Annotated in this window: 15 protein-coding genes and 2 pseudogenes; 10 read left to right on the top strand and 7 right to left on the bottom strand. The window is 72.6% G+C overall.

Going from position 1 to position 15,119, the window contains the following annotated elements; all coding sequences use genetic code 11:
* Positions 1-14 precede the first annotated feature (14 nt).
* Together DK389_RS10955 and DK389_RS10950 are read left to right on the top strand one after the other, a co-directional pair.
* Positions 15-515 (top strand): annotated as a pseudogene (locus DK389_RS10955) (YcgN family cysteine cluster protein); the annotation flags it as partial.
* 108 nt (positions 516-623) lie between these two features.
* Positions 624-1,127 (top strand): YciE/YciF ferroxidase family protein, encoded by a 504-nt coding sequence (locus DK389_RS10950; RefSeq protein ID WP_109889534.1) that lies wholly within the window; start codon positions 624-626, stop codon positions 1,125-1,127.
* Between the two features lie 25 nt (positions 1,128-1,152).
* Here DK389_RS10950 and DK389_RS10945 read toward each other — a convergent pair whose 3' ends face one another.
* The 4 genes from DK389_RS10945 to DK389_RS10930 all read right to left on the bottom strand — a co-directional run bounded on the left by DK389_RS10945 (position 1,153) and on the right by DK389_RS10930 (position 3,506).
* Positions 1,153-1,848 (bottom strand): DUF1223 domain-containing protein, encoded by a 696-nt coding sequence (locus tag DK389_RS10945; RefSeq protein WP_236960809.1) that lies wholly within the window; start codon positions 1,846-1,848, stop codon positions 1,153-1,155.
* Between the two features lie 52 nt (positions 1,849-1,900).
* Positions 1,901-2,686, bottom strand: a complete 786-nt coding sequence (locus DK389_RS10940) for a creatininase family protein (RefSeq protein WP_109889532.1) — start codon at positions 2,684-2,686, stop codon at positions 1,901-1,903.
* A 120-nt stretch (positions 2,687-2,806) separates the two neighbouring features.
* On the bottom strand, positions 2,807-3,190 hold the full coding sequence (locus tag DK389_RS10935) for a CsbD family protein (protein ID WP_109889530.1): 384 nt from the start codon (positions 3,188-3,190) through the stop codon (positions 2,807-2,809).
* A gap of 103 nt (positions 3,191-3,293) precedes the next feature.
* Positions 3,294-3,506 (bottom strand): CsbD family protein, encoded by a 213-nt coding sequence (locus tag DK389_RS10930; RefSeq protein ID WP_109889529.1) that lies wholly within the window; start codon positions 3,504-3,506, stop codon positions 3,294-3,296.
* Positions 3,507-3,928: 422 nt separating this feature from the next.
* Here DK389_RS10930 and DK389_RS10925 point away from each other — a divergent pair, with 422 nt between their 5' ends.
* Positions 3,929-4,939, top strand: coding sequence for a 2-dehydropantoate 2-reductase (locus DK389_RS10925; RefSeq protein WP_109889527.1), 1,011 nt, complete (start codon positions 3,929-3,931; stop codon positions 4,937-4,939).
* Between the two features lie 46 nt (positions 4,940-4,985).
* On the opposite strand, the gene metW is transcribed toward DK389_RS10925, so the two are convergent.
* Together metW and metX are read right to left on the bottom strand one after the other, a co-directional pair.
* The gene (gene metW / locus DK389_RS10920) at positions 4,986-5,651 is read right to left on the bottom strand and encodes a methionine biosynthesis protein MetW (RefSeq protein ID WP_418292054.1); all 666 of its coding nucleotides are present in this window, start codon (positions 5,649-5,651) and stop codon (positions 4,986-4,988) included.
* Positions 5,652-5,668: 17 nt separating this feature from the next.
* Positions 5,669-6,880 carry a homoserine O-acetyltransferase MetX gene (metX, locus tag DK389_RS10915; protein ID WP_109889523.1) on the bottom strand — a complete coding sequence of 404 codons (1,212 nt, stop codon included), beginning with the start codon at positions 6,878-6,880 and terminating at the stop codon, positions 5,669-5,671.
* A gap of 241 nt (positions 6,881-7,121) precedes the next feature.
* On the opposite strand from metX, the gene DK389_RS10910 reads away from it, so the two are divergent.
* The 4 genes from DK389_RS10910 to DK389_RS10895 all read left to right on the top strand — a co-directional run bounded on the left by DK389_RS10910 (position 7,122) and on the right by DK389_RS10895 (position 11,417).
* On the top strand, positions 7,122-7,988 hold the full coding sequence (locus tag DK389_RS10910; protein ID WP_109889522.1) for a chorismate mutase: 867 nt from the start codon (positions 7,122-7,124) through the stop codon (positions 7,986-7,988).
* Positions 7,989-8,075: 87 nt separating this feature from the next.
* A complete protein-coding gene (locus DK389_RS10905) occupies positions 8,076-9,209 on the top strand; it encodes a pyridoxal phosphate-dependent aminotransferase (protein ID WP_109889520.1) in 1,134 nt (377 codons plus the stop codon).
* Positions 9,202-10,230: a prephenate/arogenate dehydrogenase family protein gene (locus tag DK389_RS10900; RefSeq protein WP_109889519.1), complete on the top strand. Its 1,029-nt coding sequence runs from the start codon at positions 9,202-9,204 to the stop codon at positions 10,228-10,230. Before DK389_RS10905 ends, DK389_RS10900 begins: the two co-directional genes overlap by 8 nt.
* A complete protein-coding gene (locus DK389_RS10895) occupies positions 10,227-11,417 on the top strand; it encodes an AI-2E family transporter (protein WP_109889517.1) in 1,191 nt (396 codons plus the stop codon). Before DK389_RS10900 ends, DK389_RS10895 begins: the two co-directional genes overlap by 4 nt.
* Here DK389_RS10895 and DK389_RS10890 read toward each other — a convergent pair.
* A pseudogene (locus DK389_RS10890) lies at positions 11,414-12,649 on the bottom strand (amidase). The gene DK389_RS10895 and the pseudogene DK389_RS10890 overlap by 4 nt on opposite strands.
* A 100-nt stretch (positions 12,650-12,749) precedes the next feature.
* Between DK389_RS10890 and DK389_RS10885 the strand changes: the two are divergent.
* The 3 genes from DK389_RS10885 (at position 12,750) to DK389_RS10875 (ending at position 15,092) form a co-directional block, all read left to right on the top strand.
* On the top strand, positions 12,750-13,757 hold the full coding sequence (locus DK389_RS10885; protein ID WP_109889515.1) for an extensin-like domain-containing protein: 1,008 nt from the start codon (positions 12,750-12,752) through the stop codon (positions 13,755-13,757).
* 161 nt (positions 13,758-13,918) lie between these two features.
* The gene (locus tag DK389_RS10880) at positions 13,919-14,386 is read left to right on the top strand and encodes a hypothetical protein (protein ID WP_109889514.1); all 468 of its coding nucleotides are present in this window, start codon (positions 13,919-13,921) and stop codon (positions 14,384-14,386) included.
* Positions 14,387-14,423: 37 nt separating this feature from the next.
* Complete coding sequence (locus DK389_RS10875) at positions 14,424-15,092, top strand: ribonuclease T2 family protein (protein WP_109889512.1); 669 nt, start codon at positions 14,424-14,426, stop codon at positions 15,090-15,092.
* Positions 15,093-15,119 lie beyond the last annotated feature (27 nt).

Here is a 15,119-nt window from a genome sequence, read left to right as displayed (position 1 = left end):
CGGCCGCCGTCGAGCCGTTCTGGCGCACCAAATCCCTCGACGCGATGAGTGCGGCCGAGTGGGAGAGCCTGTGCGACGGCTGCGGGCGCTGCTGCCTGATCAAGCTCGAGGACGAGGAGACCGGCGAGGTGCACCACACCGACATCGGCTGCACCCTCCTCGACGGGATCGGCTGCCGCTGCCGCGATTATGCCCGGCGCCAGAAGCGGGTGCCGGATTGCGTGCGCCTGACGCCGGAGGCGGTCCGCACCATCCCCTGGCTGCCGCCGACCTGCGCCTACCGCCTCGTCCGCGACGGGCTCGACCTCTACGACTGGCACCCGCTCGTCTCGGGCCGGGCCGCGAGCGTCCACGAGGCCGGCATCTCGGTGCGTGGACGGCTGTCCGGCAACGAGGAGGAGTTCGCCGAGGAGGAGTATCCGGAGCGCATCGTCGCGTGGCCGGGCCAGGGCCCGGGCGAGGAGGATGTCGACGCGGAGGATCCGAGCGACGTGCCGACCCGGCCATCAAGTTGAACTGAAGTCAAGCTTAGGAACTTGCCCGTCCGCACATCGTTCTCCAGCCAACTTGGCGGATCGCGAACGATCAGCGTCCGCAAGCTCAAGCATTCAGGGAGATGGGCGATGGGACTCTTCACGACTCCGATCAAAACGATGGATGATTTGTTCACGCATATGCTGCAGGACATCTACTATGCCGAGCAACAGATCACCAAAGCTTTGCCGAAGATGATCGAGAAGGCCGGAGAGCCGCAGCTCAAGCAGGGCTTCGAGAAGCACCTGCGCGAGACCGAGGGGCAGGTCCAGCGCCTGGAGCAGGTGTTCCAGCAGCTCGGCAAGACGGCCAAGGGCGTCGAGTGCGCGGCGATCAACGGCATCATCTCCGAGACCAAGGAGATCATGAGCGATGTCGGCGACCAGCAGGTCCTCGACGCCGCCCTGATCGCGGGCGCGCAGGCGGTCGAGCATTACGAGATCACGCGCTACGGCACGATCATCGCCTACGCCAAGCAGCTCGGCCACACCAACGTGGTCGGCCTCCTGGAGCAGACGCTCGGGGAGGAGAAGGCGACCGACAAGACCCTGACGGCGCTCGCCGAGGCGAACGTCAACCGCAAGGCGGCCTGAGGGCGGGCCTCGGGCGGTGCCGCTCTCAGAGCCGCGCCGCGCCGAGGATCCGGCCGTCCGCCGCCTGCACGATCACGGCCGCCTCCGCCCCCGGCGGGAGCGGCTCGGAGAAGTCTCGGGCCGCTCCGGTCCAGGCCCCGAGGGCGCGGACGGAGCGCACGACGTTGGCCTGCGGAATCGTTCGCCCCGCATTCTCGCCGCGTGCGACCCGCGTCTCGTGGCGTGGATCGAAGCCGATGAGGAGGATCTGCCCGGTCCCTGCGCCCGCCCCGAGGCGGATCGCGAGCCGACCGCCTTCGCGGGCGAGGGCGACGGGCGTGGCCGCCTCCCGCTCGCCGCGGGCCTGCGTGATCGCCGTGCTCACCGCCTCGCGCCGGGAGCCGACCACGCTGCGGCGGCCGTCGACGACGATCTGCGGCGTGAAGGTTCCGTCGCCGAGGCGCGCCGCGTAGGCCTGCTGCCGCTCGGTCGCCTCGGGCAGCGAGAAGGTGTCGCGCCAGTTCAGCCGGTTCCAGTAGGTGACGTGGAAGGCGAGCGGCAGGACGTCGCCCCCGGCACCGGCAAGCTCCCCCAGGAGGGCCTCGGCGGGCGGGCAGGATGAGCAGCTCTGCGAGGTGAAGAGTTCCACGACGACCGGGCGGCCAGCCGCCCAGGCGGCATTCGGCAGGCCGGCGAGGGCGAGGAGCGCGGCTCCGGCAACGAACGGGATCGGTGAGGGCACGGGGGGCGTCTCCGGGCTGATGCCGATCGAATTCGCGCGTTCGCCCCCGGGGTTACGGCGTGGCGAGGTCGAAGCGGTCGATGTCGCGCAGGAGCGCGACGAAGGCGCGCGCGCCGTGGTCGAGGGCGGCGCGGCCGGCCTCGGCGGTGCCGAGGCGCGCGTCGCCGATCGCGCCCGAGGGGTGGAGGTCGCCCGCCTTCCAGGCGAAGGCGGCGGGGCGGCCGGCCCGGAGATGCGTGAAGCTGCGCTCCATCGCGACCGTGCGGGGCGCGAAATCCGCGATGCCCGCGCGCCGCACGAGGTCGGGCCGGAGCGCCAGCATCAGCGCGGTCTCGATGCCGCCCGCGTGGATGCCGTGGCGGATCTCCGCCTCCGGGAACAGGCCGTCGGGATAGCCGAGGCGGCTCCACGAGGTCGTCACCGCCACCATGTCGAGGCGGCCCCGCAATTCGCCTGCGACGAGGTCGATGAGCGCGCTGTTGCCGCCGTGCGCCGTGACGATGACGAGCTTGCCGATGCCGGACCGGTGCAGGCTCGCGCCGATCTCGGTCCAGGCCCGCAGGGCCGTCGCGGCCGTGAGCGTCAGCGTGCCCGGGAAGGCGTCGTGCTCATCCGACTTGCCGACGCTCTGGACGGGCAGCGCCAGCACGTCGAGATCGTCCGGTGCGAGCTCGGCGACGCGCGCGAGGTAGCCCTCCGCGATGAGGAGGTCGGTCGCGAGCGGCAGGTGGGGGCCGTGCTGCTCGATGGCGGCGACAGGCAGGATCGCGATCGTGCGCGCCGCCTCGCGGCCCGCGAGATCCTGCGTCGTCAGGTCGCCCCAGTGACGAACGGGCATGGGCTTGAGCCTCCGCGGGCCCTGCGACGGATATCGTCCCCGGGCCAGCCCCCGCCTCTAAGGGATCGACGCGCATGAAAAAAGGCGCCCCGCGGCGGGGCGCCTGGCTTCAGGCCGGTGTCAGCGGGCGCGGCGCGTCAGCCAGCCGAGGCTGAAGGCCGCGGCCGCGACGAGCAGCAGGGTCGCCGTCTTGTTGTCCTCGGCCCGGCGCGCGACGGCCCGGCCGCGATGCACGGCCTCGTTCCGGTAGCGCTGCCCGCGCTCCTCCAGATCCTCGGCGACGTCGCGCCCGCGGCGGCCGGCCTCCGCGACGAGATGCGCGCCGTCCCGGCGCAGGTCCCGCGCGGTCTCGCGCGCCTGACCGTAGGCGTACTGGGCCGCGCCCGCCACCTGATCGATCGCGCCCTCGACCTGCGGCAGCGGCCGCCCGGCCACGGCACCGACCGCGGTCTTCGCGCGGCCGCGGAGATGGCGGATGCCGCCCTCGACCCGATCCCTGTTCATGCTGGTGTCCTCGCGGTCTGCGGGGGCCGGCGGCGCCGGCCCGGATTCCCTCGAGGCGCGGACGGGGCGATGGGCCCCGTCCGCGCCCGTCGCGCGGCCGCGATCAGATCTTCTTGACGGCGTCGGCGGCACTCTGGGCGGCGTTCTTCACACCGTCCTTGGCCTCGCCCACCGTCTTCTGAGCCTCGCCCTTCAGCTCCTGCGCCTTGCCCTCGGCCTGGAGCTTCTCGTTGCCGGTCACATTGCCGACGCCCTGCTTCACGTTGCCGATCGCCTCGTTGGCGAGACCCTTGATCTTGTCGGTGGTGCTGCTCATCGAAATGCTCCTTTGCGAGCGCTGACGGGGCGGTGCGGCCTCTCGGATCAGGCCCGAGCCCCGGTCGAAGCCCGAGGCTCAAGCGTGGCCGCCCGCTCTCGGGAGGTCAGAACGGGGCCTGCTTCCGAATGTTCCATCACGAAGCCGAGCGGCGGAGCGATCCGTCTGATGCGACACAGGATGATCGGAGCGAAATACAACTCAGGGGCGAAATCCCGACAGTCGACGCAAATTTTTCCTGCGCTCCTGCCAAAAATTTTGCGCGGGACTTCGGGGGGCGATTTGGGCGATGCTTCTGGCATTCAAAATACTGTCGGCCTGAACCGGACCGGCCAGAAACGACCCGAGGACACGCCCTCGCTGACCGAGCAGCCCCCGAGCCCGCCCTCTCCGCGCGGCTCCAGCGACCGAAGGAAGGTTTCATGAGCATCGCGATCGTCGGCGCCGGCGCCATCGGCGGCCAACTGGGCGTCAAGCTCGCCCTGGCGGGCGAGAAGGTCACCTTCATCGCCCGCGGCGCCAATCTCGAGGCGATCCGGTCCGGCGGCATGCGCCTGATCGACGAGGACGGCACCACCCATCACGCCCGCGACGTGCGGGCGACGCAGTCGATGGCTGAGGCGGGCGTGCACGACATCGTGCTGCTGACCGTCAAGGCGCATCAGGTCGGCCCGATCGCCGAGGATCTGCGGCACATGATCGGTCCCGACACGGTGGTCGTCACCCTCCAGAACGGGATCCCGTGGTGGTACTTCGCGGGCGGCCACGGCGGCGCGCACGCGGGGACGCACATCGAATCCGCCGATCCGGGCGGCCTCATCGCCCGGAACCTCGACCCGGCCCAGGTCATCGGCTCCGTCGTCTACCCGGCCGCGATCCTGACCGAGCCGGGCGTCGTCCAGGTGGTCGAGGGGCAGCGCTACGGCCTCGGCGAGCTCGACGGCTCGAAGAGCGCGCGCGTGCTCGACCTCGCCGAGCGCTTCACGCGGGCCGGCTTCAAGGCTCCTGTCTTCGACGACATCCGGGCCGAGATCTGGCTCAAGCTGTGGGGCAACCTCAGCTTCAACCCGATCTCCGCGCTGACGCACGCGACCCTCGTCGACATCTGCCAGTTCCCCGACACGCGGGCGCTCGCACGGTCGATGATGGAGGAGGCGGAGACGATCGCGGGCAAGCTCGGCATCGGCTTCCGCGTCGGCATCGACCGCCGCATCGCGGGCGCCGAGAAGGTCGGCGCGCACAAGACATCGATGCTGCAGGACGTGGAGAACGGCCGGGCGATCGAGCTCGAGGCGCTCGTCGGCTCGGTGATCGAGCTCGGGCGCCTGACGGACACGCCGACGCCGCACATCGACACGGTCTACGCGCTGATGCGGCTCCTAGCCCGCAGCCTCGAGAGCGTGAACGGCCGCCTCGCGATCCAGGCGGCCTGAGCGGCCCAGGCGGCCTGAGCGGCCGCCGCAGCTCCGGAATCGCGGCTCATTCCCGGCGCAGCAGGAACACCCCCTGCGCGCCGATCAGGTTCCAGACCCACCAGGGCATCGAGAAGCGCATCGGATGGCCCCGCGCGTCGAGGGCGGTGGCCTTCTCGATGCGCGCGCCGACGACCCGGCACAGGCCGACGAAGTCGCGGATCGTGCAGTGGTGGATGTTCTGGGTCTCGTACCACGCCTCCGGCAGCATGGCGGTGACGGGCATGCGCCCGCGGAAGGCGAGCTCGGCCCGCACCCGCCAATGACCGAAATTCGGGAAGGAGATGATCACCTGCCGGCCGATGCGCAGCAGGTGCTCCAGCACGATGCGCGGGTTGCGGGTCGCCTGGATGGTCTGGGACAGAACCACCACGTCGAAGGCGCCGTCGGGGTAGTTCGCCAGATCCGTGTCGGCGTCGCCCTGGATCACCGAGAGGCCGCGGGCGAGGCAGGTGTTGACGCCCTCCCGCGACAGCTCGATGCCGCGCCCGTCGACGCCGCGCCGGTCGCGCAGCAGCGCCAGCAGGGTGCCGTCGCCGCAGCCGATGTCGAGGACGCGGGCGCCGGGCTGCACCAGCCCCAGCACGACGAGGTGGTCGACGCGCGCCCCCCCGGCCTCGCCGGAGCGCGGCAGGGCCTCGGCCGCGTCCCAGGGGGCGCCGGCATCGCCCATGATGTCGGGCTGCGCGCTCATAGGCCGCGCGCCCGGGCGGCCGCGTCGATGAAGCCCTTGGCGGCCGAGAATAGGGCGGGCTCGTCGAGGAGAAAGGCGTCGTGGCCCTTGTCGCTCTCCACCTCCACGAAGGCGACCGGCGCGGAGGCGGCGTTGAGCGCGTGCACGATCGCCCGGGAATCGGCGGTCGGGAACAGCCAGTCGGAGGTGAAGGACATCACGCAGAAGCGGGTCCGCGTGCCCCGGAAGGCGTTGGCGAGCACGCCGCCATGATCCTCGGCGAGGTCGAAGTAATCCATCGCCCGGGTGAGGTAGAGATAGGCGTTCGCGTCGAAGCGCTCGACGAAGCTGAGGCCCTGGTGGCGCAGGTAGCTCTCGATCTGGAAGTCGGCGTTGAACGAGAAGGTCGGCGCCGAGCCCGCCTGGAAGCGGCGGCCGAATTTCCGGTGGAGCGCGGCCTCCGACAGGTAGGTGATGTGGGCTCCCATCCGGGCGACGCCGAGGCCCTTCGCGGGGCGTGTGCCGGCCTCGAGGTAGCGCCCGTCCGCCCAGGCCGGGTCGGCCATGATCGCCTGCCGGCCGACCTCGTGAAAGGCGATGTTCTGGGCCGAGTGGCGGGCGCCGGTGGCGATCGGCATCGCCGCGAAGACCCGCTCCGGGTAGAGCGCGGCCCATTGCAGCACCTGCATCCCGCCCATCGAGCCGCCGATGCAGAGGAGGAGGTCGCCGATCCCGAGATGGTCGAGCAGCATCGCCTGCGCCCGCACCATGTCGCGGATGGTGACGAGCGGGAAGTCGAGCCCGTAGGGCCGGTCCGTCTCGGGGTTGAGGGAGGCCGGACCCGTCGACCCCATGCAGGAGCCGATCACGTTCGAGCAGACGACGAAGTACCGGTCGGTGTCGACGGGCTTGCCGGGCCCGACCAGCGTCTCCCACCAGCCGGGCTTGCCGGTGACGGGGTGCGTGTGCGCGAAGTGCTGGTCGCCGGTCAGCGCGTGGCAGATCAGAACCGCGTTCGAGCGGTCGGCGTTCAGCGTTCCGGCCGTCTGGTAGGCGACCTGGAAGGGCGCGAGCATCACCCCTGAATCCATCGGCAGCGGCCGGTCCGCCCCGAATCGCGCGACCGGGCTTTTCGGGTCGAGGGCCTGGGACGGCTCGCGGGCCGTGTCGCGGACGGCGGCAGCCGGATCCGCGCGGGAATCGAGGCAGGATTCGGGGGAAGTGTCCATGACGCGTCTTGAGGGATGCCGTCGCCGTCTTCGAGCCCGCGCCGGGCCCGGTGCGGCCGGCGAGGCGGGCCGTCTCGCACGGCTGCCCCCCGCTCCGTGGAGTTAGTGTGTGCGCCCGCGAGCGTCAACGAACGGCGCGGCAGCGGTCGCGCTCTGTCACGCCGGGGCGCTGGCCCTCCGGCTCGCCGGATCGTAAACACGGGCTGACGTCACCCCGGCCCCACGCGATCCCCGACCCCGCATGCGCTTTTCGAAGAGAGCCGCGCCGCCGCTCGACAACCTCGCGGATCTCCGCGCGGAGATCGACCGGATCGACGCCGAGATGCATGCCCTGCTGATCCAGCGCGGCTCGATCATCGACCGGCTGATCGCGGTCAAGGGCACCTCCGCCTCGGGCTCCGCCTTCCGGCCGGGCCGCGAGGCCGCGATGATGCGGCGGGTGGCCGAGCGCCACCGGGGCCTCCTGCCCCTCGACACGGTGGAGGGGATCTGGCGTGTCATCATCGCGACCTTCACCTACGTGCAGGCGCCGTTCTCGGTGCACGCGGACATTTCGGGCGGGGACGCGGCGATGCGCGATTCCGCCCGCTTCCATTTCGGCTTCACGGTGCCCTACCGGCCCCACCCCACCTGCGCGGCGGTGATCGAGGCGGTGGCGGCCTCCCGGGGCGATCTCGGCATCTTCCGCTTCGACCCACGGGGCGCGCGGGCGCCGCTCGCGGGTGCGGCGTGGTGGGACGGGCTCGTCGGCGCCGGCCGCCCGAAGGTGATCGCGCGGCTTCCCTTCATCGAGCGTCCGACCCACCCGGCCGGCACGCCGATCTTCGTGGTGGCCAAACCCCTCGACGATCCCTCCGCCGCCCAGCGCGACTGGGTGCTGCACGCCGCCCGCGTCGCCCGCTGGACACCGGAGGCCGAGCGCGCCCTGCAGGATCTCTACGGCGAGGTGGTGGCCCGCGCCGCGCCCCTCTCGGGCGAGGAGCGCCTCCTCATCGCGGTGCCCGGCGGGGTCGGGCCGCGCCAGCTGCGCGAGGGCCTCGAGCGGGCCGGCGCCGCTCTCGGCGCCCTCGACGAGACGGGAAGCCACGCCGCCCGCTTCCGGGTGTAGGGCGCATTTCACGGCAAGCGGTGTCCAAGGCGCCGCGAACCCTGTAGAGGGGCGGGCCTGACTCCTCGTTCTGCCCCAAGCCGCGCCATGACCGCCCCCGCTCCCCGAGACGCCGCTCTCGCCCGTCCGACGCCGCGCCCCGGCGTGCTCGCCATCGAGGCCTACGTGCCGGGCAAGAGCGGGGCACCCGGCGCGCACAAGGTCCACAAGCTCTCCTCGAACGAGACGCCGCTGGGGCCGAGCCCCGCCGCGGTCGCGGCGATGCGCGAGGCGGCGGGGAGCCTCGCCCTCTACCCGGACGGCAGCGCGACCCAGCTGCGCGCGGCCATCGCCCGCAAGTTCGGTCTCGATCCGGACCGGATCGTCTGCGGGGCGGGCTCCGACGAGCTGCTCTCGCTCCTCGCCTACGCCTATGTCGGCCCCGGCGACGAGGGCATCTTCACCGAGCACGGGTTCCTGGTCTACCGGATCGCGATCCTGGCCGCGGGGGGCGCCCCGGTCGTGGCGCCCGAGTGCGACCTCACCACGGACGTCGACGCGATCCTCGCCGCGGTGACGCCGCGGACCCGCATCGTCTTCGTCGCGAACCCCAACAACCCGACGGGCACCTACCTGCCCTTCGCGGAGGTGCGCCGGCTACACGCCGGTTTGCCGGCAAACGTCCTCCTCGTCCTCGACGGGGCCTACGCGGAATACGTCCGCGCCAACGATTACTCGGCCGGGCTCGACCTCGTGCTCGGCTCCGAGAACGTCGTGATGACCCGCACCTTCTCGAAGATCCACGGGCTGGCGGCGCTGCGCATCGGCTGGATGGTGGGGCCGGCCCCGGTGGTCGACGCGCTCAACCGGATTCGCGGACCCTTCAACCTGTCGGCGGCCGGCATCGCGGCGGGGGCGGCGGCGATCGCCGACGAGGCCCATGTCGCGGCCTCCGTCGCCCACAACGCGGCCTGGCTGCCGCGCCTGACCGAGGCGGTGACCGGCCTCGGCCTGCGGGTGACGCCGAGCGTCGGCAACTTCATCCTCGTGCACTTCCCCGAGGAGCCCGGCCGCGATGCGGGTGCGGCCGATGCGTTCCTGACGCGGCGGGGCGTCATCACCCGGCGCGTCGCCTCCTACGGCCTGCCGAACGCGCTGCGCGTCACGGTCGGCAGCGGGGAGGCGAACGAGGCCTTCCTCGCCGCCCTCGGCGATTTCCAGCGGGGGCAGGCGCATGCCTGAGGCGGGACTGCCTGAGGTGGGACTGGCTGAGGCGGGAACGGCCGAGCCGGTTCTGGACCGGCTCGCCATCGTCGGGCTCGGGCTGATCGGCTCCTCGATCGCCCGCGGCGCCCGCCAGTTCGGCCTCTGCCGGACGATCGTCGCGATCGACCGGGACGAGGCCGTCCGCGCGCGGGTGCGGGACCTCGGCCTCGCCGACAGCGTGACGGACGACGCCGCCGAAGGCGTCGCGGGCGCCGACCTCGTGATCCTGTGCGTGCCGGTCGGCGCCGCGGGCGCGGTCGCGCAGGCGATCCGCGGCCGCATGAAGCCGGGCTCCGTCCTCTCCGACGTCGGCTCGGTGAAGGGCGCGGTGGTGGCCGCGGTGAGCCCGCACTTGAGCGAGGGCGTCGTCTTCATCCCGGCCCATCCCGTGGCGGGCACCGAGTATTCGGGGCCGGATGCCGGCTTCTCGACCCTGTTCTCGGGCCGCTGGTGCATTCTGACCCCGCCGGAAGGCGCGGACGAGGCGGCGGTCGAGCGCGTGCGGGCGCTCTGGCAGGGGCTCGGCGCCATCGTCGAGACGATGAGCGCCGAGCACCACGACCTCGTGCTCGCCATCACGAGCCACGTGCCGCACCTGATCGCCTACAACATCGTCGGCACGGCCGCCGACCTCGAGACCGTGACGCAATCCGAGGTCATCAAGTTCTCGGCCGGCGGCTTCCGCGATTTCACCCGCATCGCCGCCTCGGACCCGACCATGTGGCGCGACGTCTTCCTGAACAACAAGGACGCGGTCCTGGAGATGCTCGGGCGCTTCAACGAGGACCTGGCGGCGCTGGCGCGCGCGATCCGCTGGGGCGACGGCGACGCGCTCCACGACCTCTTCACCCGCACCCGCGCCATCCGCCGCGGCATCGTGGCGATGGGCCAGGAGACGGCCGAGCCCGATTTCGGCCGGGCCCGTCCGGCTCCCGAGCCGCAGAGGGCGCCGGAGCCGCAAGAGGCGCCCGGCTCGCGAGAGGCCCGCCAAGCATGAAGCCGCAAGCACCGGGCGCCGCGCCCCTCCCGCCGGCCGCCGCCCGGACGCCGCGCGCGCTGGCTCTCGCCGGCATCGCGGTCGTCGCCTTCGCCGCGCTGCTGGCGCTCGCCTGGCTGTCGGCCGCGACGCTCCTCCTGATCTTCGCTGGAAGCCTGTTCGGCGTGTTCCTCGACGGGCTGACGCGAGGGCTCGGCCATGTCCTGCCCGTGCGACGCTCATTGCGGCTCGCCATCGCCAGCGTCGCGCTCGCCGCCTGCACGGTCGGCCTCGTCGCGTTCGGCGGGGCGACCGTGGCGCAGCAGGGGCGCGACCTCGGCCAGACCATCCGCCAGCAGACGGGCACGGTCAGCGAGTGGCTGAAGGCGCACGGCCTCGACGTGCCGCTCCTCAACGCCGTGGAGGGGACCGGGCAGGAGGGTGGCGGCGAGCCGGCCTCCGGTCAGGCCGAGAAGACGAACAAGCCGGAGGACGGGCACGGGCAGAAGTCCGGCGGCCTCGCCGGCCTCGCTTCCGGGGCGCTGAAGAGCCCCGGCACGCTCCTGTCGGACGCGGGCAGCGTGCTCGGCCCCGCGGCCTCCGTGATCCTCGGCCTGTTCAACGCGCTCGGCAACGTGCTCGTCATCGTCTTCCTCGGCGTCGCCTTCGCGGCCGATCCGGGGAGCTACCGGGACGGGCTCCTGCGCTTCGTGCCGCCGCGCCACCGCTGGCGGGGCGCCAAGGTGCTCGACGGCATGGGCGAGACCCTGCGCCACTGGCTGTTCGGCCAGCTCGTCACCATGGCGGTGATCTTCCTGTGCACCTGGGCCGGCCTCTGGTTTCTCGGCGTCGGCGGCTCGCTGATCCTCGGCCTGCAGGCGGGGCTCCTGGCCTTCATCCCGACGATCGGCCCGCTGATCGCCGGCATCGTGATCCTGCTGGCGAGCCTCGCCACGGGTCTCAGCGCCGTGCTCGGCGCGCTTGGCGTCTACCTCGCGGTGCAGACGCTGGAGAGCTACCTGCTCACCCCCATCATCCAGAAGCGGGCCCTCGACATCCCGCCCGCGACGATCTTCGCCGGCCAGCTGCTGCTCGGCGTCCTGTTCGGCCTCTGGGGCATCGCCCTGGCGCTGCCGCTGCTCGCCGTGATGAAGGTACTCTTGGAGCAGCTCTACGTCGAGGAGACGCTGGGCGAGGAGGCGAGCTAGCCCGCCGCCAGCCCCCGCTCGATCATCCGGGCGGCGGCGAGCGCCCGGCCGTCGTCGCCGAAGCGGGCGACGACCTGGACGCCGAGCGGCGGGCCGTCGCCCGGCACCGGCAAGTTCACGCAGGGCACGCCCATCAGGGTCCAGAGCCTGTTGAAGCGCGGGTCGCCCGTGGAGCCGAGGCCCTCCGGGGCATAGCCCGGGGCCGAGTAGGTCAGCAGCACGTCGAACTCCGCGAACAGGTCCTTGAGGACGCCCGGGCCCGGTGGGCGTGGCGTCGGGCGTCGTCGTAGGCCGCGGCCGTGATGTCCTGCGCCCGGTCGAGCTGGGCCCCGAGCTTCCCGGAGAGGGCCGCGCGATGCGCGGCGTATTCCCAGGCGAGCGCCTGGCGCGCCTCGAAATCCTGGATGATGCCGTGGCGGGCCCACGCCTCCGGCAGGGGCTCCGGCAGGGCGAGGTCCCGCACGCGGGCGCCTGCCCCTTCCGCGGCGCGGACGGCCCGGCCGAGCGCCGCCTCGGCCTCCGGGTCGGCGGCGCCCGCGAAGTCCAGGCGCACGAGGCCGATGCGCGGCGCGCCGGGCTCGGTGGCGGGCAGGTCGATCGCCGGCCGCTCGGCGATCAGCGCCAGCGCGTGGGCGACGTCGCGGATGCCGGCGCCGAACAATCCCAGCGTGTCGAGCGCCCAGGAGAAGGTCTTCACCCCCACCATCGGCAGCAGCCGGAACGAGGGCTTGATCGCCGCGACCCCGCAGAAGGCGGCGGGCCGGATCACCGAGCCGCCGGTCTGCGTGCCGAGCGCCAGCGGCAGCATCCCGGCGGCCACCGCGGCGGCCGAGCCCGCCGAGGAGCCGCCCGGCGTGCGCCGGGGGCGTTCGGGTTCAGCGTCGCCGTCGGGTCGAGGCTCGCGAAAGGCGAGGTCGTCGTCTTCACGAGCGGCACCGCGCCGAGGCTCTTGAGCCGGCTCACGATCGCCGCGTCCGCCTTCGGCTGCCAGCCCGCATAGAGGGGCGAGCCCAGCTGCGTCGGCAGATCGGCGGTGTCGATGATGTCCTTGATCCCGACCGCGATGCCGGCGAGCGGCCCCCCTCGGAGATCACCGGTGCATGATCCTGCGCGGCGATGGCCCCCACGTTGGGCTCGCCTTGCGCGATGGCTGCCTCGACCAGGCGGACGGCGCCGGCCGCCGTCAGCGTGCCGGCTTCGATGCGGGTGCGGAGATCGACGAGGGACAGCATGGCGGCGGAGTTCGGCCGAAGCGCCCCTCTCTGTCAACGCGTCGGCCCGCGGCCCCAGCGTTGACGGTCCCTTTACACAACCTGCGGCATCTTCCGGACCATGTGGCGTAGCGTCTTCGCGTTCTCCGCCCTGGCGCTGTTCGGCGCGGGGCTCACCGGCTGTGCGCTCAACAAGTTTGAGCGGCGCGAGCCGTGGCGCGACCAGGCGGAGCAGATCTGCCTCTCGCGCAAGCTCGTGCAGCAGACCGAGTTCGTGACGCCGGCCAAGGAGATCGACGGGCCGGGCCCCTGCGGCATGCAGCAGCCGTTCCGGGTCACGCGGCTCGGCAACGGCTCGGTCGCCCTCAAGCAGCGCATGACGCTCGCCTGCCCGGCGCTGGCCGAGGCCGAGGCGTGGCTCGCCGACACGATCCAGCCGGCGGCGAACCTGTATTTCGGCCAACCCGTGGCCGAGATCAACGCGGGCTCCTACGCCTGCCGCGGCCGCAACAACCAAGCGGGCGCCAAGCTCTCGGAGCATTCCTTCGGCAACGCCGTGGACATCATGTCCTTCAAGCTCGCCGACGGCTCCGTCATCACCGTCAAGGGCGGCTGGCGCGGCACCGAGGCCGAGCAGGGCTTCCTGCGCGAGGTGTTCCTCGGCGCCTGCCAGCGCTTCACCACGGTGCTGGCCCCGGGCTCCAACGTGTTCCACTACGACCACATCCACGTGGACCTCGCCCGGCACGACCCGCGCGGCCTGAAGCGCCTCTGCCAACCGCTGATCAAGTTCGTGCCGCAGCTCGGCGCCGAGGGCGCCCGCTCGTCCTATCCGCGCCCGCCCGCACGCCAGCCGGCCCCGCCGCAGGCGCCGATCGACGTCGAGGAGGACGATCCCTACGGCCTCACGCCGATGTCGGCGCGGGGCACGCCGACGAAGGTCGCCCGCTCGCCCGCGGCACCCGCGCCCTCGGCCTACACCGCCGCGCCCGCGCCGCGCCCCTACCGCCCGCAGGCGCCTGCCTCCCGCCTCGCCTCCGCACCCGCCTACGAGGAGCCCGCTCCGGGCTTCGAGGAGGAGCCGCTCTCGCTCACCGCCCCCGGCCTCGGCAGCGGCCCGATCTACTGACGAGGGGGTGTGCCCCGCACACCCCACTGGCCCGAGCGAGGGGTGTGCCCCGCACACCCCACTGGCCCGAGAAAGCGCAGCGTGAGGCGAGCCGCGGGTTGACTCCGCGGGGCCACCGTCCATCGTCGCAAGCTCAGGTATTTCCAGCGGAAGACGCCGGCATGCGCCCGTATCCCACCCTCGCCGCCCTGTGCCTCGGCCTCGCCTTCGTCGGCGCGATCGAGCCCGCCCTCGCCCGCTCGGCGCGCGAGGAGATCGAGCCCGCCGAGGAGCGCACCTTCCCGTTCGACGCCAACATCCCGGGCTGCCAGGACCCGGGCGTGCTGGAGAAGGTCGCGACCCAGTTCGCCGAGAAGGAGGCGAAGTTCTGGAACTCGTCGCTGACGATCGTCTCCTACGACCGGATCGAGCGCACGGCCTGGCGCCCCTGGGGCCTCGACTATTACCCGCGCCGCTTCTGCACCGCGACCGCCACCACCTCGGACGGGGTGCGCCGCAAGGTCGATTACTCGGTGCGCGAGAGTCTCGGCATCATCGGCTCGACCTGGGGCGTCGAGTTCTGCGTGCACGGGCTCGACCGCAACCTCGCCTACGCCTACGCCACGGCCTGCCGGATGGCGCGTCCGTAAGCGTTCGGTCCGGCTCGCTTCTGCCTCGGGGAGGGTGATGAAGCAGGGTGTTCGGGGATTCGCGGCGCTCGCCGCGCTGCTCTTGGCCGCGCCGGCGCCGGCGCAGGATGACGGCGGCTTCGGGCGCGGCCGGCCGGGCGATTTCGACTTCTACGTGCTGGCGCTCTCCTGGTCGCCGACCTATTGCGGGGGCGCGGGCGCCTCCCGCGACGAGCGCCAGTGCATGCCGGGGCGCGGCCTCGGCTTCGTGGTGCACGGCCTCTGGCCGCAATACACCCGCGGCTACCCGACGAACTGCTCGGCCTTCGAGCGCGCGCCGACCCGGCAGGCCATGGAGATCGCCGGCGAGGTCTTCCCGAGCGAGGGGCTCGCCCGCTACGAGTGGCGCAAGCACGGCACCTGCTCGGGCCTCGACCCGGCCTCCTATTTCCGCGCCGCCCGCGAGGCCCGCGCCGCGGTGACGATCCCCGACGCGCTCAAGGCCGCGGGCGGCGACCAGCGCCTCGCGCCGATCGAGATCGCGCGGCAATTCGTGCTGGCGAACAAGGGGCTGCGGCCCGACATGATGGCGGTGGCCTGCGCCCGCGGGCGCTTGCAGGAGGTGCGCCTCTGCTTCACCAAGGATCTGCGCGGCTTCACCTCCTGCCCCGAGGTGGCGCGCCAGAATTGCCGCGCCCCGGAGATCGCCGTCGAGGCTGCCCGCTGAGGCGGCGATCCCGTCGCGGCCGGCCCG

The sequence above is a fragment of the Methylobacterium durans genome (genome assembly GCF_003173715.1).
Taxonomy (GTDB): domain Bacteria; phylum Pseudomonadota; class Alphaproteobacteria; order Rhizobiales; family Beijerinckiaceae; genus Methylobacterium; species Methylobacterium durans.
Note: the sequence above shows the minus strand (reverse complement) of the source record. Positions and strands in the feature narration are given on the sequence as shown.